Annotated in this window: 11 protein-coding genes; 7 read left to right on the plus strand and 4 right to left on the minus strand. The window is 60.4% G+C overall.

Translation table 11 applies throughout. The features are described from left to right. The first annotated feature begins 46 nt into the window (after positions 1-46). From ASG55_RS09320 to ASG55_RS09335, 4 genes are all read left to right on the plus strand, one after another. Positions 47-3154: an efflux RND transporter permease subunit gene (locus ASG55_RS09320; protein WP_056785782.1), complete on the plus strand. Its 3108-nt coding sequence runs from the start codon at positions 47-49 to the stop codon at positions 3152-3154. Further along, positions 3151-4620, plus strand: a complete 1470-nt coding sequence (locus tag ASG55_RS09325; RefSeq protein ID WP_056785785.1) for an efflux transporter outer membrane subunit — start codon at positions 3151-3153, stop codon at positions 4618-4620. The genes ASG55_RS09320 and ASG55_RS09325 overlap by 4 nt, the downstream gene beginning before the upstream one ends. A 301-nt stretch (positions 4621-4921) precedes the next feature. Next, positions 4922-7003 (plus strand): putative bifunctional diguanylate cyclase/phosphodiesterase, encoded by a 2082-nt coding sequence (locus tag ASG55_RS09330; protein ID WP_056785788.1) that lies wholly within the window; start codon positions 4922-4924, stop codon positions 7001-7003. A 177-nt stretch (positions 7004-7180) separates the two neighbouring features. Further along, the gene (locus tag ASG55_RS09335; RefSeq protein ID WP_056785790.1) at positions 7181-7927 is read left to right on the plus strand and encodes an SDR family oxidoreductase; all 747 of its coding nucleotides are present in this window, start codon (positions 7181-7183) and stop codon (positions 7925-7927) included. Positions 7928-8058: 131 nt separating this feature from the next. Here the strand turns inward: ASG55_RS09335 and mapR are convergent, their stop codons facing one another. The 3 genes from mapR to ASG55_RS09350 form a co-directional block, all read right to left on the minus strand. Further along, the gene (mapR, locus tag ASG55_RS09340) at positions 8059-9468 is read right to left on the minus strand and encodes a GntR family transcriptional regulator MpaR (protein ID WP_041480995.1); all 1410 of its coding nucleotides are present in this window, start codon (positions 9466-9468) and stop codon (positions 8059-8061) included. Between the two features lie 690 nt (positions 9469-10158). Then, the gene (ccoG, locus tag ASG55_RS09345) at positions 10159-11589 is read right to left on the minus strand and encodes a cytochrome c oxidase accessory protein CcoG (protein WP_056785793.1); all 1431 of its coding nucleotides are present in this window, start codon (positions 11587-11589) and stop codon (positions 10159-10161) included. Positions 11590-11784: 195 nt separating this feature from the next. Beyond that, a complete protein-coding gene (locus tag ASG55_RS09350) occupies positions 11785-12033 on the minus strand; it encodes a DUF3203 family protein (protein WP_056785796.1) in 249 nt (82 codons plus the stop codon). Positions 12034-12154: 121 nt separating this feature from the next. Between ASG55_RS09350 and ASG55_RS09355 the strand changes: the two genes are divergently transcribed. Further along, positions 12155-12667 carry an MgtC/SapB family protein gene (locus ASG55_RS09355; RefSeq protein WP_056785798.1) on the plus strand — a complete coding sequence of 171 codons (513 nt, stop codon included), beginning with the start codon at positions 12155-12157 and terminating at the stop codon, positions 12665-12667. A gap of 70 nt (positions 12668-12737) precedes the next feature. Here the strand turns inward: ASG55_RS09355 and ASG55_RS26980 are convergent, their stop codons facing one another. Beyond that, the gene (locus tag ASG55_RS26980) at positions 12738-12896 is read right to left on the minus strand and encodes a hypothetical protein (RefSeq protein WP_162999838.1); all 159 of its coding nucleotides are present in this window, start codon (positions 12894-12896) and stop codon (positions 12738-12740) included. 217 nt (positions 12897-13113) lie between these two features. Between ASG55_RS26980 and ASG55_RS09360 the strand changes: the two genes are divergently transcribed. Together ASG55_RS09360 and treS are read left to right on the plus strand one after the other, a co-directional pair. Further along, a complete protein-coding gene (locus ASG55_RS09360) occupies positions 13114-15111 on the plus strand; it encodes an alpha-1,4-glucan--maltose-1-phosphate maltosyltransferase (protein WP_056785801.1) in 1998 nt (665 codons plus the stop codon). A 186-nt stretch (positions 15112-15297) separates the two neighbouring features. Then, positions 15298-18639 carry a maltose alpha-D-glucosyltransferase gene (gene treS / locus ASG55_RS09365; protein WP_056785803.1) on the plus strand — a complete coding sequence of 1114 codons (3342 nt, stop codon included), beginning with the start codon at positions 15298-15300 and terminating at the stop codon, positions 18637-18639. The last annotated feature ends 2 nt before the right edge of the window (positions 18640-18641 follow it).

Consider the following 18641-nt stretch of genomic DNA (forward strand, 5'->3'; position numbering starts at 1 on the left):
CGAGCAGGCTCGCTCCCACAGAGGTATGCGGGGAGAACAAGAGTCGATGAACCTCTCCGGCCCTTTCATCAAACGCCCCGTGGCAACCATGCTGCTATCCCTGGCAATCATGTTGCTCGGTGGGGTCAGCTTCGGTCTGTTGCCGGTATCGCCATTGCCGCAGATGGATTTCCCGGTGATCGTGGTTCAGGCCAGTCTGCCGGGCGCCAGTCCCGAGGTGATGGCTTCGACGGTGGCGACGCCGCTGGAGCGGTCGTTCGGTGCGATTGCCGGCGTCAATACCATGAGCAGCCGTTCCAGTCAGGGTTCGACGCGGGTGATTCTGCAGTTTGACCTCGACCGCGACATCAACGGCGCGGCGCGGGAAGTGCAGGCGGCGATCAACGCCTCGCGCAATCTGCTGCCTAGCGGGATGCGCAGCATGCCGACCTATAAAAAGGTCAATCCGTCGCAGGCGCCGATCATGGTGCTGTCGCTGACCTCGGACGTGCTGGAAAAAGGCCAGCTCTACGACCTGGCTTCGACCATCCTCTCGCAAAGCCTGTCGCAGGTGCAGGGCGTTGGTGAAGTACAGATCGGTGGCAGTTCGCTGCCGGCGGTGCGCATCGAGCTCGAACCGCAGGCGCTGAACCAGTACGGCGTGGCCCTCGACGATGTACGCAAGACCATTGCCGACGCTAACGTGCGCCGGCCCAAGGGTTCGGTCGAGGACGGCGAGCGCTTGTGGCAGATCCAGGCCAACGATCAGTTGGAGAAAGCCAAGGATTACGAGTCGCTGATCATTCACTACGCCGATGGCGCCGCATTGCGTCTCAGGGATGTGGCGAAAGTCAGCGATGGCGTCGAAGACCGTTACAACAGCGGTTTCTTCAACGACGACGCGGCGGTATTGCTGGTGATCAACCGTCAGGCCGGCGCCAACATCATCGAGACGGTCAACGAGATCAAGGCGCAGTTGCCCGCGCTGCAAGCGGTGCTGCCGGCCAGCGTCAAACTCAATCTGGCCATGGATCGCTCGCCAGTGATCAAGGCGACGCTGCACGAAGCCGAGATGACCTTGCTGATCGCCGTCGCCCTGGTGGTGCTGGTGGTGTACCTGTTTCTGGGTAACTTCCGCGCCTCGCTGATCCCGACCCTGGCGGTGCCGGTGTCGCTGGTCGGTACCTTTGCGGTGATGTACCTGTACGGGTTCTCGCTGAACAACCTGTCGCTGATGGCGCTGATTCTCGCCACAGGTCTTGTGGTGGACGATGCCATCGTGGTGTTGGAGAACATTTCCCGGCATATCGACGAAGGCGTCAAACCGATGCAGGCCGCGTACCTTGGGGCCAAGGAAGTCGGCTTTACCCTGCTGTCGATGAACGTCTCGCTGGTGGCGGTGTTCCTGTCGATCCTGTTCATGGGCGGGCTGGTCGAGAGCTTGTTTCGCGAGTTTTCCATCACCCTGGCGGCGGCAATCGTGGTGTCGCTGGTGGTTTCCCTGACGCTGACGCCAATGCTCTGCGCGCGCTGGCTCAAGCCGCACACGCCGGGGCAGGAAAACCGCTTGCAACGCTGGAGCCACAAGACCAACGACTGGATGGTCGGCAAATACGCCACCAGCCTCGACTGGGTGTTGCGTCATCGGCGTCTGACCTTGTTCAGTCTGCTGCTCACAGTGGGCGTCAACATTGCGCTTTATGTGGTAGTGCCGAAAACCTTCCTGCCGCAGCAGGACACCGGCCAGTTGATCGGTTTCGTGCGTGGCGACGACGGTCTGTCGTTCAACGTCATGCAGCCAAAAATGGAAACCTTCCGCCGCGCCGTGCTCAAGGACGAAGCGGTGGAAAGCGTGGCCGGCTTCATTGGTGGTAACAACGGCACCAACAACGCCTTCATGATCGTGCGCCTGAAACCGATCAAGGAGCGCCAGCTGTCGGCACAGAAAGTCATCGAGCGTCTGCGCAAGGAAATGCCCAAGGTGCCCGGGGCGCAGTTGATGCTGATGGCCGACCAGGACCTGCAATTTGGCGGCGGCCGCGAGCAGACCAGTTCGCAATACACCTACATCCTGCAAAGCGGCGACCTCGCTGAATTGCGCAAGTGGTTCCCGAAAGTGGTCACCGCGTTGCGCGCCTTGCCCGAGCTGACCGCCATCGATGCCCGCGAAGGTGCCGGGGCGCAGCAGGTGACACTGATTGTCGACCGGGATCAGGCCAAGCGCCTGGGGGTCGACATGAACATGGTCACCGCCGTGCTCAACAACGCTTACAGCCAGCGGCAGATTTCGACGATCTACGACAGCCTCAATCAGTATCAGGTGGTGATGGAGGTCAATCCGAAATACGCCCAGGATCCGGTGACGCTCAAGCAGGTCGAGGTGATTACCGCTGACGGTGCGCGCGTGCCGCTGTCGACGTTCGCCCATTACGAAAACAGCCTGGAAAACGACCGGGTCAGTCATGAAGGCCAGTTTGCGTCCGAAAGCATTTCATTTGATATGGCCGAAGGCGTGACCGTAGAGCAGGGTAGCGCCGCCATCGAACGAGCGATCGCCAAGGTCGGTTTGCCGGAGGATGTGATTGCGAAAATGGCCGGCACCGCTGACGCCTTCGCCGCGACGCAGAAGAGCCAGCCGTTCATGATCCTCGGTGCGTTGCTGGCGGTGTATCTGGTGCTCGGTGTGCTGTATGAAAGCTACATTCACCCGCTGACCATTCTCTCGACTTTGCCCTCGGCCGGGGTTGGCGCGTTGCTGTCGATCTATGCGCTGGGCGGCGAGTTCAGCCTGATTTCCCTGCTGGGGATATTCCTGCTGATCGGCGTTGTTAAGAAGAACGCCATCCTGATGATCGACCTTGCGCTGCAATTGGAGCGGCATGAGGGCCTGTCGCCCCTGGAGTCGATCCGCAGCGCCTGTCTGCAACGCTTGCGGCCGATCCTGATGACCACGCTGGCGGCGATCCTCGGCGCCTTGCCGTTGCTGCTCGGCCGCGCCGAGGGTGCGGAAATGCGCCAGCCGCTGGGCCTGACCATCATTGGCGGCCTGGTGTTCAGCCAGGTCCTGACCCTTTACACCACCCCGGTGGTTTACCTTTATCTCGACAAGCTGCGCCATCGCTTCAACAAATGGCGTGGCGTGCGTACTGATGCCGCTCTGGAAACTCCGCTATGACTGACCGTTCGCTTATCCAATTGGCCACCGTCCGCGGCTCGCGCCTATTGAGCCTGTCGCTGTGCGTGGCGCTGCTCAGCGCTTGCGCAGTCGGCCCGGACTACCAGCGCCCGCAAACTGCCGAAATCGCTCAGTTCAAGGAAGCCGAAGGCTGGCGTCAGGCCAATCCCAGCGACTCGCTGGCCCGGGGCGCCTGGTGGGAGTTGTACGGCGATCGGCAGCTCAACGCCTTGGTGGAAAAACTCAACAGCTCCAACCAGACCGTCGCCCAGTCCGAAGCGCAGTTTCGTCAGGCGCAGGCTTTGGTGCGCAGTGCACGCGGGGCGTTTTACCCCAGTGTCGACCTGAGTCTGGGCAAGAACCGCTCGAGTCAGGGCACCGGCAGCAGCAGTTCGAGCCTGAGCAGTTCCTCAAGCGGTATTCGTGATACCTACACCGCGCAACTGGGCGTCAGTTGGGAGGCCGATGTCTGGGGCAAGCTGCGCCGTGGGCTGGAGGCGGATGAGGCCAACGCCCAGGCGAGTTTTGCCGATCTGGCGGCGATGCGTCTGAGTCAGCAGTCGGAGCTGGTGCAGAACTACCTGCAACTGCGCGTCATCGATCAGCAGAAGCGTTTGCTTGAAGCCACGGTTGCCGCTTACGAGCGATCACTGAAGATGACGCAGAACCAGTACCGCGCCGGGGTTTCCGGGCGCGATGCGGTGGCGCAGGCGCAAACTCAGTTGAAAAGCACTCAGGCCGATCTGGTCGACCTGATCTGGCAGCGCGCACAGTTTGAAAACGCCATTGCCGTGCTCACTGGCGAAGCCCCGGCCAACTTCAGCATTGCCGAAAGCCATAACATCCCGAATCTGCCGCAAGTGCCGTTGAGCCTGCCTTCGCAATTGCTCGAACGCCGTCCTGACATCGCTTCGGCAGAGCGCTCTGTGATCGCCGCCAACGCCAATGTCGGCGTGGCGAAAGCCGCGTATTACCCGGACCTGACCCTGAGCCTGAGCGGCGGCTACAGCAGCAGTACCTCGAAAAACCTGATCAGCCTGCCGAACCGTTTCTGGTCGGTCGGCCCGCAGCTTTCTCTGCCGCTGTTCGACGGCGGCATTCGTTCGGCCGAGGTTGACCGCAGCGAGGCGGCCTATGACGAAACCGTCGCGCGCTACCGCCAGACCGTGCTCGACGGTTTCCGCGAAGTGGAAAACTACCTGGTCCAGCTCAAGGTGTATGAGGACGAAGCGGCAGTGCGCCAGGAAGCGCTGGATGCTGCCCGTGATTCTCTGCGCCTGACGGAAAACCAGTACAAGGCCGGGCTGATTGCCTATATCGACGTGGTCGTGGTGCAAGCCACGGCGCTGAGCAACGAACGCAGTGTGCTGAATATTCTGCAGAACCGACTGATCGCCAGCGTGCAACTGATCGCCGCGCTGGGCGGCGGCTGGGATGGCCAACTCGACGTCAGCGACAACCGCTGAACCTGTGGGAGCGAGCCTGCTCGCAAAAGCGGTGGGTCAGGCAACTACGATGGTGGCTGTGCCGACGCCTTCGCGAGCAGGCTCGCTCCCACGGGGATTTTTGTCTGGCATGAGATCGCTTTCACAGGGTGAGGTTAAAGCCCACCGCAGAGCCTTGTAGGACGATCGAACAAGCGTTTCATCGGCTTGATGGCAATTTGGTTACTTTGTCAGTGCGTTCTTTCGCGCAATCAGTACAATCGCCGCATTTGCCCGACCGAGAATGGAAGCAGTACGGTTTCGGCTTGTCACGAGAACGTCCATGCTCATCGGCAGCTACTCCTTCACCCTGGTTTTCATTTCGTTGTGCGTGGCCATTCTGGCTTCCTACACGGCGCTCGATCTCACCGGGCGCATTGCCACGGCTAAAGGCCGGGCCGTGCATTTCTGGACGGCGGGCGGGGCGTTGGCGATGGGCGTTGGCGTCTGGTCGATGCATTTCATCGGCATGCTCGCCTTCAAATTGCCGATCGACCTGGGCTACGACTTCGCCCTCACTGCGCTGTCGCTGCTGATCGCGGTGCTGTCCTGCGGTTTCGCCTTGTGGCTGGTCAGCCAACCGAAACTGCCACTGGCGCAACTGGCTTTCGGTGCGCTGATCATGGGTTCTGGCATCAGCGCCATGCACTACACCGGCATGGCCGCGCTGCGCATGACACCGGGCATCGATTACGACCCGACCCTGTTCAGCGCCTCCCTGCTGATCGCCGTCGGCGCCTCGGCAGCGGCATTGTGGATTGCCTTTCGCCTGCGTCAGCAATCGCCCAATGTGCGGCTGATTCGTGCCGGCGCGGCGGTGATCATGGGGGTGGCGATTGTCGGCATGCACTACACCGGCATGGCTGCTGCGCAGTTTCCTGACGGCAGTTTCTGCGGCGCGACGCTCAATGGCTTGAAGGGCAATGGCCTCGATAGCCTGGTCGTGGTCACTACGCTGGCGGTGTTGTCGATTGCCCTGTTGACCTCGATTCTCGACGCCCGCCTCGAAGCGCGCACGGCTGATCTGGCGCACTCGCTGACGGTGGCCAACCGCGAACTCACCCAACTGGCCCTGCACGATCCGCTGACCAGTCTGCCCAACCGCATGCTGCTCGACGACCGCATCAATCAGGCGATCAAAAAGGTGCAAGAGCAGGGTGGCTGCTTCGCCTTGATGTTCATCGACCTCGACGGCTTCAAACCGGTCAACGACGCATTCGGCCATCACATGGGCGACCAATTGCTGCGCGAGGTCGGCGCGCGTCTGCGTGAAGACTTGCGCAGCCAGGACACTCTTGCGCGGATCGGCGGCGATGAGTTCGTTCTGCTGGTGCGTTTGAGCGAGCCCAATGACGCCTTGAGCCTGGCTGCGCGTCAGGTCAGCCTCATCGGTCGCACGTTCCGCGTCGCTGAACATGATCTGCAGATTTCCGCCAGCGTCGGCATCGCCCTGTACCCGGGCAACGGTGACAACGCCCAGGAACTGCTGATGAACGCCGATGCCGCGATGTACCACGCCAAGGGCGGCGGCAAGAATGGCTACAGCTTCTTCGATGCGTCGATGAACACCAACGCGCGCAAACAGTTGCAACTGTTACAGGACCTGCGCGCGGCCATCGAGCACAACCAGTTCTGCCTGCATTACCAGCCCAAGTTCGACGCCGCCAATGGCCGTCCGGTCGGTGCTGAAGCGCTGCTGCGTTGGAAGCATCCGCTGCACGGCATGTTGATGCCGGACAAGTTCATTGATCTGGCGGAGAAAACCGGGCTGATCATTCCGATGGGTGAATGGGTGCTCAACGAAGCCTGCCGGCAGATGCGCGAATGGTACGTGCTCGGTTACACCGACTGGCGCATTGCCGTGAACCTCTCGGCCTTGCAGTTCTGCCATGCCGGGCTGGTGCAAAGCGTGGCCAAGGCGCTGGCAACCCATCACCTGCCGGCCAACAGCCTGACTCTGGAAATCACCGAAACCACGGCCATGAGCGACGCCGATGCGAGCATGACCGTGCTGCAAGAGTTGTCGGACATGGGCGTCGACCTGTCGATCGACGACTTCGGCACCGGTTATTCCAGCCTGATGTACCTCAAACGTTTGCCGGCCAATGAGCTGAAGATCGACCGCGGTTTCGTCCGCGATCTGGAGCATGACAGCGATGATGCCGCAATCGTCTCGGCGATCGTTGCGCTGGGGCAGGCCCTGGATTTGCGGATTGTCGCCGAAGGTGTCGAAACCGGCGCGCAACAGGATTTCCTGACCAAACTGGGCTGTGATTCGCTGCAGGGCTATCTGCTCGGCCATCCGATGCCGGCGGAGCGCTTCATGCAGGACATCGTGCGTGGGCAACGGCTGGCGGTGGTCTGAGATACCGAGTCATCGTTCTTCGCGAGCAGGCTCGCTCCCACAGGTGATCGCATTCCCTTGTGGGAGCGAGCCTGCTCGCGAAGGCGCTTGTGCAAACACCATAGAACTCATGCAAAAGCCATGAATGGCAGTTATTCTTCCCTCGACTGTTACGTGTGCACGTGGGGGAAGGCCAGCATGGATAAAGTCATTGTCATCACCGGGGGCGGGCGCGGAATCGGCGCGGCTACGGCATTGCTGGCAGCCGAACAGGGCTACCGGATCTGCATCAACTATCAGTCGGATGAACAGGCCGCACACAGCGTGCTCGAGCAGGTTCGCGCCTTGGGCGCGCAGGCCATCGCGGTTCGCGCCGATGTCAGCATCGAAGACGAAGTGATCGCGATGTTTCATCGCGTCGACACCGAACTGGGCCGTGTCACCGCGCTGGTCAACAACGCCGGCACCGTCGGACAGAAATCGCGGGTCGATGAGATGTCCGAATTCCGCATCCTCAAAATCATGAAAACCAATGTGCTGGCGCCGATCCTCTGCGCCAAACACGCGATCCTGCGCATGTCGCCCAAACACGGCGGGCAGGGCGGCAGCATCGTCAACGTCTCCTCGGTCGCGGCACGCCTCGGTTCGCCGAACGAGTACGTTGATTACGCCGCATCCAAGGGTGCGCTCGACACCTTCACTATCGGTCTGTCGAAAGAAGTCGCGGGTGAGGGCATTCGCGTCAATGCCGTGCGTCCGGGCTACATCTATACCGACTTCCATGCGCTGAGCGGCGACCCGGATCGGGTCAGCAAGCTCGAATCGGCGATTCCCATGGCCCGGGGCGGGCGGCCGGATGAAGTGGCGGAGGCGATTATCTGGTTGCTGTCGGACAAGGCATCGTATGCAACCGGGACGTTTGTTGATTTGGGGGGTGGGCGGTAAACCGGTGGGTTTGCAGTGTTAAAACCGGCCTCTTCGCGAGCAGGCTCGCTCCCACAGTGGATTTGTGAATACAGACCCCATGTGGGAGCGAGCCTGCTCGCGAAGGGGCCAGTCCAGACAACATCTATCCCTCAGAACGACCGCACAATCCGCCCCAACGTCTCCATGGCCTTTTCCGATTCCTCGGTCCAGGGGCTGCCGTAATTCAACCGAATGCAATTCCTGAAGCGCTGGGTCGGCGAGAATATCGGCCCCGGCGCGATGCTGATGCCTTGTGCCAGTGCCATCTGAAACAGCTTCAGCGAATCCATCTGCTCCGGCAATTCCAGCCACAGAAAGTAGCCGCCCGCCGGTTGGCTGACCCGGGTCTGCGCCGGAAAGTAGCGGGCAATCGCCGCGAGCATCGCGCTCTGTTGTTCTTCCAGGGCATAACGCAGTTTACGCAGATGCCGATCGTAGCCGCCGTGTTGCAGATAATCGGCGATAGCCGCTTGCGCCGGCATCGAAGCGCACAGTGAGGTCATCAGTTTCAGCCGTTCGATTTTCTGCGCAAAACGCCCGGCCGCCACCCAGCCGATGCGATAACCGGGCGCGAGACTTTTGGCGAACGAGCCGCAATGCATGACCAATCCTTCGGTATCAAAAGCCTTGGCCGGTTTTGGCGCCTGTTGCCCGTAATAAAGCTCGGCGTAGACGTCGTCTTCGATCAACGGCACCTGATGCTGACGCAGCAGTTCGACGAGTTCCTGTTTCTTCGCCTCGGGCACAGTCGCGCCCATCGGATTCTGGAAACTGGTCATGCACCAGCAGGCCTTGATCGGATGGCGTTCCAAAGTCTGCGCGAGCACACCGAGGTCGATGCCATCACGCGGATGCACGGGTATTTCCACGGCTTTTAGCTTCAAGCGTTCGAGCACTTGCAGGCTGGCGTAGAACGCCGGGGCTTCGATGGCCACCAGATCACCGGGCTCGGTCACCGCTTGCAGGCACAGGTTCAACGCTTCGAGCGCGCCGTTGGTGATGAGCAATTCTTCCATCGGCAACATCAGCCCGCCGACCATGTAGCGCAGGGCAATCTGCCGGCGCAGTTGCGGATTGCCCGGCGACATGTCGGTGACGACCATGCGCGGGTCCATCTCCCGCGCGGCGCTGGCCAGGGAGCGCGACAGGCGTTGCAGCGGGAACAGCGTCGGGCTGGGGAACGCCGAGCCGAAGGGCACGGTGTTGGGGTCTTTGATCGAATCGAGTACCGAGAACACCAGTTCGCTGACGTCAACCTCGGTGGATTCATTGACCTGGCTGCTGATCACCGGCTCGGAAAATGTGCTCGGCGTATGGGCGTTGACGAAGTAACCGGAGCGCGGTCGGGCGCGGATCAGGCCACGGCGTTCGAGCAGGTAATAGGCCTGGAACACCGTCGACGGGCTGACGCCGTAGGTCTGGCTGGCGTAGCGCACCGACGGCACCCGCTGGCCGGGGCCGAGGACGCCGGAGCGGATCAGTTCAGCGATGTCGTCGGCGAATTTTTCGTAGCGTTTCATCGGTGGGCCTTGGTGGACATGATTTTGTGGGGTGTCAGGGAAGGAGCCCTCACCCTAGCCCTCTCCCAGAGGGAGAGGGGACTGATTGGGGGATGCTGATGAAATACGCCGACCTGACAGTGCTTTGCCGAATCCATAATCGACTCGGTCTTTCAGGTCGATGCATAGCGACAGANGGGAGAGGGGACTGATTGGGGGATGCTGATGAAATACGCCGACCTGACAGTGCTTTGCCGAATCCATAATCGACTCGGTCTTTCAGGTCGATGCATAGCGACAGACACCTCGGTCGGCTCCCTCTCCCTCCGGGAGAGGGGACTGATTGGGGGATGCTGATGAAATACGCCGACCTGACAGTGCTTTGCCGAATCCATAATCGACTCGGTCTTTCAGGTCGATGCATAGCGACAGAAAAAAGCTGATGGGAGAGGACTGAATGAGCAATGACGGCGTGAATGCAGGCCGGCGTCGCTTCCGCGGTCGTGCACAAAGGCAACAGATTGCGCTACCGCCGCCGTTCTAGGGAGAGGGGACTGATTGGGGGATGCTGATGAAATACGCCGACCTGACAGTGCTTTGCCGAATCCATAATCGACTCGGTCTTTCAGGTCGATGCATAGCGACAGACACCTCGGTTGGCTCCCTCTCCCTCCGGGAGAGGGCTGGGGTGAGGGCAGCAATGCCAAATTCTCAACGATTTATCGGCGCCACAAACCGGCTCTTCGCCACGCTGTATACCTGCGGCTCGTCACTGTCTTCAATCCTGAAACTCAACGTCTGCGAACTGCTCGCCGGGCGCTCGGTGGTCATCGCCACCGACACCGGCACATCGACAATCTCTCCCGGCGCCAGGCTCAGGGCCGTTTTGCCCTGCAACTCAAACCCGTCGCCATCAACCAGACTCAACCGGTATTCCTGTCGCTGCTGAGTCTTGTTGATCACTTTCAGCGAATAAATATTCTCGATCTGCCCCTGAGCGTTCTCGCGGAACAACCCGCGATCCTTGGTCACGTCCAGCGACACCATCGGCCGCTCGATCAATGCCAGCGCCAACGCTCCGATCATCACCAACAACACCGCCGTATAGCCAATCAAACGCGGACGCAGCAGATGGGTTTTGCCGCCCTGCAATTCGCGCTCGGAACTGTAGCGGATCAGGCCGCGCGGGTAATGCATTTTGTCCATGATCGAATCGCAGGCGTCGATGCATGCTGCGCAGCCGATGCATTCCATTTGCAAGCCATCGCGGATGTCGATGCCGGTCGGGCAGACCTGCACGCACAACTGGCAGTCGATGCAATCACCCAGGCCGGCTTCGACCGGGCGCACATCACGCTTGCGTGGACCACGGTTTTCGCCACGGGCGGCATCATACGCAATGGTCAACGTGTCCTTGTCGAACATCACACTCTGAAACCGCGCATACGGGCACATGTGCATGCACACTGCCTCACGCAGCCAACCGGCGTTGATGTAGGTGGCGGCGGCGAAGAACAGCACCCAGAACAGACTGACGCCACCGATCTGCAGGGTCAGCAAATCTTCGGCCAGCGGCCGGATCGGGGTGAAGTAGCCGACGAAGGTCAGGCCGGTCATCACGCTGATCGCCAGCCACAACGTGTGCTTGGCGGCGCGCCGCGCCAGTTTGTTCAGGCTCCACGGCGCCGCTTGCAGCTTGATTCGCTGGTTGCGCTCGCCTTCGGTGATCTTCTCGCACCACATGAAGATCCACGTCCACGAACTCTGCGGGCAGGTGTAACCGCACCAGACGCGACCGGCGAACACGGTAATCGCGAAGAGTCCGAACGCAGCGATGATCAACAATGCTGAGAGCAGAATGAAATCCTGCGGCCAGAACGTCGCGCCAAAGATATGGAATTTGCTCTCCGCCAGATCCCACAGCACCGCCTGCCGACCGCCCCAGTTCAGCCACACGGTGCCGAAGAACAGCAGGAACAGAAACCCGGCACCGCTTAAACGCAGATTGCGGAACAGGCCGGTGAAACTGCGGGTGTGGATTTGCTTGTCGGTGGATCCGGCAGTCGCCTTCAGTGGGCGCGCGGGTACGCTTCTTATCGTCGGCGCTGCTTCTACGGTTCGGACGGGGATTCGGTCGCTCATGCTCGTTCGCTCATCAGCCTCCATCAGGCCGATGCACTATGAGCGCCGATCTGTTTGCAGAACAGACTCAGGTTTGGCAATAAAAAGCGGATCAGATGAGATTTGACGCAATGCCTGCGACAACTTGAAGCAACCTGCCAGGCAAGGCGCAAACGCCTATTGCAGGCGCCTGCGCCGGGTGTTGATCGAGATCAATCAAACCACCGAATCACTGTCATCGGCCTTCAGATGTTTGCGCCCGTCCTTGGCCCCGGCGACGGTCAAGACATCGGCTTCTGCTTCGGTGATGTAGGCGCGTTTGCCTTCGATTTCCACGAACGACATGGCTTTTTCGCTATCGGTCTCGACTGTCAACGTGTCGCAGATACGGATTTCCTCACCATGCTCGACGGTGAAAAAACACACTTTCTGCTCAGGGTTGGATTCATCGATTCGAACGGTCATGGCGGCAGTCCTTTCAAGTGAGGTCTGCACGTTAGGAAACGCAGCGCGCAGTTCGTTCTGCGCAACCGATTAATGGTCGCTGTTGTCCATCGCTTATCAAGCCAATAACAAGGGAAGCACGATGGAAGACTGGTGGGATGAAGTGTGGGCCACGATGCAAGCCGAATTTGCCGATATCGGCGACGCCTCGCAAATGACCCGGATCACCGTACGCCTGCTGATGGCGGCGATTCTCGGCGGGATACTCGGATTTGAGCGCGAGCATAAAGGCAAGGCAGCGGGCGTGCGCACGCACATGCTGGTGGCGTTGGGCGCTGCGCTATTCGTGTTGGTGCCGCAGACCTCGGGCGCAGAATCCGATGCCATGAGTCGGGTCTTGCAGGGTGTGATTGCCGGGATCGGCTTTCTCGGCGCCGGCACCATTCTGAAAAATCAGCAGGGCGACGAGGCCCATGTCAAAGGCCTGACCACGGCGGCGGGCTTATGGATGACGGCGGCGATCGGCGTGGCGGCGGGGCTGGGCAAGGAAGCGACGGCATTGCTCAGTACCATTCTGGCACTGGCGATTTTCAGCGTGATGCCTTACGTGGTGAGAGTGTTCGAAAAGGATGTCGACAAGAATGACCACCTCTGACTTCCCGCCGGCTGATGATCGTTGCCTGATCGTTCCCACGCGGAGCGTGGGAACGATCAGGGGGGCAGGGTCAGACGATCACTGGCGGCATCGTACTCGGTGGCTCTTCTTTCGGCGGTGGCGTGGTGCCGGGTGGCTCTTGCTCGGGCACCGGTGGCGGCTCGGTATCCGGCAGGGTGGGTTTGTCGATGTTCGGATCAGGCGTTTCCGCCGGGATCGGGATGTTCATCTGATGACCTCCGTATGGCACATGGCGTGGGACGTGCTTAAGTGAGTTGACCCGGCCACGACAAATTCGATCCGCCGGTTTGTCTTGTTAATTTCATCTGAACTTTTCCCCGCGCCGGTTGCTCGGAACCTAAGTGAGTTCATGACAGGGCCGGCGCTTTGTCGCGAATACTGTTCCGGCACAAGAGCGTCCTTGGGGCGTTAAGGAGAGATGCTCAATGACTGCTGAAAGACCTTCAGAGCTGAGTTACAACCCGCACATGCCATTGTCGCAGGCGTTGCTGCTGCCTCGAATCGTCATCGAAAACACCATGCCGACCCTCGACGGCGGCCAGTTTGCCGTCAAGTCGGTTGCCGGGCGCGAGGTCGTGGTGACCAGCAAAGTGTTTGCCGACGGCCATGACAAGCTCGCCGTACGCATCCGCTGGCGCGAAGAAGGCCAGGAAACCTGGCAGACCGAGGTCATGTCCGATCAGGGCAACAACACCTGGCAAGGCCAGTTCCGCCCGCAAGAGCAGGGCCGCTATCTGTATTGCATCGAAGCGTGGATCGACCATTTCGCCAGCTTCCAGTACGAACTGGAAAAGAAGCACAATGCTGCTGTGCCGGTTTCCCTGGAGCTGCAGGAAGGCCGGACCATGGTGCAACAGGCCGCCGAACGCAGCGAAGGCCAGCTCAGCGAGCAGCTCGCGGCGCTGCACCATGAATTGTCCGGCCTGCTCGAAACCGAGCAGGTTGCGCTGTTTCTGCACTCGCGCAGTGCAGAGCTGATGGCCCAGGCTGATCACCGCGCCTATCTCAGCATCAGCGCCGAATTCCCCATGGACGTCGAGCGCGAACTCGCCGAGTTCGCCAGTTGGTATGAGCTGTTTCCGCGCTCGATCACCGACGATCCTCAGCGTCACGGCACGTTCAACGATGTGCACTCGCGTCTGCCGATGATTCAGGACATGGGTTTCGACGTGTTGTACTTCACGCCGATTCACCCGATCGGCCGCGCCCACCGCAAGGGCCGCAACAATTCCCTGACTGCCGGCCCGGACGATCCTGGCAGCCCGTACGCGATCGGTAGCGAGGAGGGCGGCCACGAGGCGATTCACTCGCAACTCGGCACCCGTGAAGATTTCCGCCGTTTGGTGGCCGCCGCCGCCGACCATGGCCTGGAAATCGCTCTCGACTTCGCCATCCAGTGCTCCCAGGACCATCCGTGGCTCAAGGAGCATCCGGGCTGGTTCAACTGGCGCCCGGACGGCACGATCAAATACGCCGAAAACCCGCCGAAGAAATACCAGGACATCGTCAACGTCGACTTCTATGCGCCGGATGCAATTCCGAGTCTATGGGTCGAGTTGCGCGACATCGTTGTCGGCTGGGTCAAGGAAGGTGTGAAGATCTTCCGCGTCGATAACCCGCACACCAAACCGCTGCCGTTCTGGCAATGGCTGATCGCCGATGTGCGCACCCTGTATCCGGAAGTGATCTTCCTCGCCGAGGCTTTCACCACGCCGGCGATGATGGCGCGTCTGGGCAAGGTCGGTTACTCGCAGAGCTACACCTATTTCACCTGGCGCAATACCAAGGCCGAACTGGCGGAATATTTCACCGAGCTGAATCAGTCGCCGTGGCGCGAATGCTACCGGCCGAATTTCTTCGTCAATACCCCGGACATCAACCCGGCGTTTTTGCATGAGTCGGGGCGTCCCGGTTTCCTCATCCGCGCTGCCTTGGCAACGATGGGCTCGGGCCTGTGGGGTATGTATTCCGGCTTCGAGTTGTGCGAATCGGCGCCGGTGCCAGGCAAAGAGGAATACCTGGATTCGGAGAAGTACGAGATCCGTGTCCGCGACTTCACCGCGCCGGGCAACATCATTGCCGAAATCGCCCAGCTCAACCGGATCCGCCGGCAGAACCCGGCGCTGCATACGCATCTGGGCCTGAAAATCTATAACGCCTGGAACGACAATATTCTGTTCTTCGGCAAGCGCAGCGCCGATGGCAGCAATTTCATTCTGGTCGCAGTCAGCCTCGATCCGCATAACGTGCAGGAAGCGAATTTCGAACTGCCGCTGTGGGAAATGGGCCTGCCGGACGATGCCACCACCCATGGCGAAGATTTGATGAACGGCCATCGCTGGGACTGGCACGGCAAGTATCAGTTCATGCGCATCGATCCGGCGTATCAGCCGTTCGGGATTTGGCGGATTACCGCTTCGTAACATTTGCACCGCCTCCGTGGCGAGGGGATTTATCCCCGTTGGGGCGCGCAGCGGCCCCTTTTTTCAAGCTGCACCGCGTTAACAATTTGCGACTGCTGCGCAGCCGAACGGGGATAAATCCCCTCGCCACAGGGGCTCACCACTGCGAGTCCCTCGGTGTATCAGAGAATTTTTCAGGAGTTCCACATGGCGAAGAAACCCAAGGCAGCCGCCTTCATCAAAGACCCGCTCTGGTACAAGGATGCGGTGATCTATCAGGTTCACGTCAAATCGTTTTTCGACTCCAACAATGACGGGATCGGTGACTTTCCCGGGCTTATCGCCAAACTCGATTACATTGCCGACCTCGGCGTCAACACCATCTGGCTGCTGCCGTTCTATCCCTCGCCACGTCGCGACGACGGTTACGACATCGCCGAATATCGTGGTGTGCACAGCGACTACGGGACCATGGCCGATGCCAAGCGCTTCATTGCCGAAGCGCACAAGCGCGGGCTGCGGGTGATCACCGAGCTGGTCATCAACCACACCTCCGACCAGCACCCGTGGTTCCAGCGTGCGCGTAAAGCCAAGCCGGGTTCAGCGGCGCGGGATTTCTACGTGTGGTCCGATGACGATCAGAAATACGACGGCACGCGAATCATCTTTCTCGACACCGAAAAGTCCAACTGGACCTGGGATCCGGTCGCTGGCCAATACTTCTGGCACCGCTTCTACTCGCACCAGCCGGATCTGAACTTCGACAACCCGCAAGTGATGAAAGCCGTGTTGTCGGTGATGCGTTACTGGCTCGACATGGGCATCGACGGCCTGCGCCTCGACGCGATTCCGTACCTGATCGAGCGCGACGGCACCAACAACGAAAACCTGCCCGAGACCCACGACGTCCTCAAGCAGATCCGTGCCGAGATCGACGCCAACTATCCCGATCGCATGCTGCTGGCCGAGGCCAATCAGTGGCCGGAAGACACCCAGCTGTATTTCGGTGACACCGACGCTGCTGGCGTCAATGGTGACGAATGCCACATGGCCTTCCACTTCCCGCTGATGCCGCGCATGTACATGGCGCTGGCGCAGGAAGATCGCTTCCCGATCACCGACATTCTCCGGCAGACCCCGGAAATTCCGGCGAATTGCCAGTGGGCGATTTTCCTGCGCAACCACGATGAGCTGACCCTGGAAATGGTCACCGACCGCGAGCGCGATTACCTGTGGAACTACTACGCGGCTGACCGTCGCGCGCGGATCAACCTCGGTATTCGCCGTCGTCTCGCACCGTTGATGGAACGCGACCGTCGCCGCATCGAACTGCTCAACAGCCTGCTGCTGTCGATGCCCGGCACGCCGACGCTGTACTACGGCGACGAAATCGGTATGGGCGACAACATCTACCTCGGCGATCGCGATGGCGTGCGTACACCGATGCAGTGGTCGATCGACCGCAACGGCGGTTTCTCCCGCGCCGATCCGGCCAGTCTGGTACTGCCGCCGATCATGGACCCGCAGTATGGCTATCAGTCGGTCAACGTCGAAACCCAGTCCGGCGATCCGCACTCACTGTTGAACTGGACGCGGCGCCTGCTCGCAGTGCGCAAGCAATCGAAGGCGTTCGGCCGTGGCACCTTGAAAATGCTCTCGCCGAGCAACCGTCGCGTGCTGGCTTACACCCGCGAATACACTGATGCCGACGGCAAGCACGAAATCATTCTGTGCGTGGCCAACGTCTCGCGCAGTGCGCAAGCGGTCGAGCTGGACCTGTCGGCGTATGTCGGCATGGTGCCGGTGGAAATGCTCGGTGGTAACGCGTTCCCGCCGATCGGTCAGTTGAATTTCCTCCTGACCCTGGCGCCGTACGGTTTCTATTGGTTTGCACTGGCAGCAGAGAACCAGATGCCGAGCTGGCACGTCGAGCCGGCACAGAGCCTGCCGGACTTCACCACGCTGGTACTGAAAAAACGCATGGAAGAACTGCTCGAAGCGCCATCGCGGACGACGCTGGAGCAAAGCATCCTGCCGAGCTGGCTGCAGAATCGTCGCTGGTTTGCCGGCAAGGATGCGGCGATCGAGAAGGTCAATCTGGCTTACGGCGTGCGTTTCGGCGATGCCCAGCATCCGGTGCTGCTCAGCGAAATCGAAGTCACCAGCGGTGGCCAGACCAATCGTTATCAACTGCCGTTCGGCTTCATTGGCGAAGACCATGTCGGCCCGCCATTGCCGCAGCAATTGGCGCTTTCGCGTGTACGCCGTGTGCGTCAGGTTGGCCTGATCACCGATGCGTTCACCCTGGAAACCTTCGTCCGCGCCGTTCTGCAAGGCATGCAGAACAACACCGTACTGGAGTCGATCGAAGGCGAAATCCGCTTCGAACAGACAGATCATCTGGAAAAACTCGGCCTCGGCGCCGAGTCGGATGTGCGCTACCTGTCGGCCGAGCAATCGAACAGTTCAGTGGTAATCGGCAACAGTCTGGTGCTTAAGCTGATACGCAAAGTCGCTTCTGGCGTACACCCGGAACTGGAGATGAGCGCTTACCTGACCGAGGCCGGGTTTGCCAATATCTCTCCACTGCTCGGTTCGGTGATTCGCCGTGACGCGCAGGGGGACGACAATCTGCTGATGATCGCCCAAGGCTATCTGAGCAATCAGGGCGACGCGTGGGAATGGACGCAGAACAACCTTGAACGGGCGCTGCGTGATGAACTGGCCGACGCCATGTCCGAGCAGGAGCAGCATTACAACGCCCTCGGCGAGCTGAGAGACTTCGCCGGCATGCTCGGCCAGCGTCTGGGCGAGATGCATCAGGTGCTCGCTGCGCCAACCGACAATGCCGACTTCGCGCCGCAAGTGTCGTCGAGCAAGGACATGGCCGCGACGGGCAAGGATGTCACCGCCCAGGTCGAACACGCCTTGAAGCTGCTCAAGCAGCATCAAGGCGAGTTGAATGCGACGGATCAGAAACTGGTCAAGCGTCTGCTCGACGAGAAGAAAACCATTCTTGCCCATGTGCAGGATCTGGCGAAGAAAGCCACCGGCGGCTTGCGCATTCGGGTGCATGGCGACTTGCATTTGGGCCAGGTGCTGGTGATCAAGGGCGACGCCTACTTGATCGACTTCGAGGGCGAACCGGCGCGGCCATTGAGCGAGCGTCGCGGTAAACACAGCCCGTACAAGGACGTCAGCGGCGTACTGCGTTCGTTCGATTACGCAGCGGCGATGACCATCAATGTGCATAACGTTGATAACAGCGTCGAAGCCGAAGCGGCGCGCAAACGGGTCGCCGAGCGTTATCTGCGTGAGGCACGCGAGGTATTTGTCCAGGCATACCGCGAGGCAGCAGCTAGTCTTGAGCATGCCTGGCAGGATCCCGAGGGTGCCGACGCCGCGCTGGCGTTGTTCGGCCTGGAAAAAGCCGCTTATGAAGTGGCTTACGAGGCAGAAAACCGCCCAACGTGGCTGCCCGTGCCATTGCACGGCTTGTATGGATTATTGACAGGGCTTAAACCCTTTTCCGATCTTGGTGGAGAGTAGTC

It is taken from the genome of Pseudomonas sp. Leaf434, from assembly GCF_001425545.1.
GTDB lineage: Bacteria > Pseudomonadota > Gammaproteobacteria > Pseudomonadales > Pseudomonadaceae > Aquipseudomonas > Aquipseudomonas siliginis.

Bases quoted from the DNA above. Each gene is read 5' to 3' on its own strand.
- ASG55_RS09320 (WP_056785782.1), top strand. From the start codon at position 47: ATGAACCTCTCCGGCCCTTTCATCAAACGCCCCGTGGCAACCATGCTG.
- ASG55_RS09325 (WP_056785785.1), top strand. From the start codon at position 3,151: ATGACTGACCGTTCGCTTATCCAATTGGCCACCGTCCGCGGCTCGCGC.
- ASG55_RS09330 (WP_056785788.1), top strand. From the start codon at position 4,922: ATGCTCATCGGCAGCTACTCCTTCACCCTGGTTTTCATTTCGTTGTGC.
- ASG55_RS09335 (WP_056785790.1), top strand. From the start codon at position 7,181: ATGGATAAAGTCATTGTCATCACCGGGGGCGGGCGCGGAATCGGCGCG.
- mapR (WP_041480995.1), bottom strand. From the start codon at position 9,468: ATGAAACGCTACGAAAAATTCGCCGACGACATCGCTGAACTGATCCGC.
- ccoG (WP_056785793.1), bottom strand. From the start codon at position 11,589: ATGAGCGACCGAATCCCCGTCCGAACCGTAGAAGCAGCGCCGACGATA.
- ASG55_RS09350 (WP_056785796.1), bottom strand. From the start codon at position 12,033: ATGACCGTTCGAATCGATGAATCCAACCCTGAGCAGAAAGTGTGTTTT.
- ASG55_RS09355 (WP_056785798.1), top strand. From the start codon at position 12,155: ATGGAAGACTGGTGGGATGAAGTGTGGGCCACGATGCAAGCCGAATTT.
- ASG55_RS26980 (WP_162999838.1), bottom strand. From the start codon at position 12,896: ATGAACATCCCGATCCCGGCGGAAACGCCTGATCCGAACATCGACAAA.
- ASG55_RS09360 (WP_056785801.1), top strand. From the start codon at position 13,114: ATGACTGCTGAAAGACCTTCAGAGCTGAGTTACAACCCGCACATGCCA.
- treS (WP_056785803.1), top strand. From the start codon at position 15,298: ATGGCGAAGAAACCCAAGGCAGCCGCCTTCATCAAAGACCCGCTCTGG.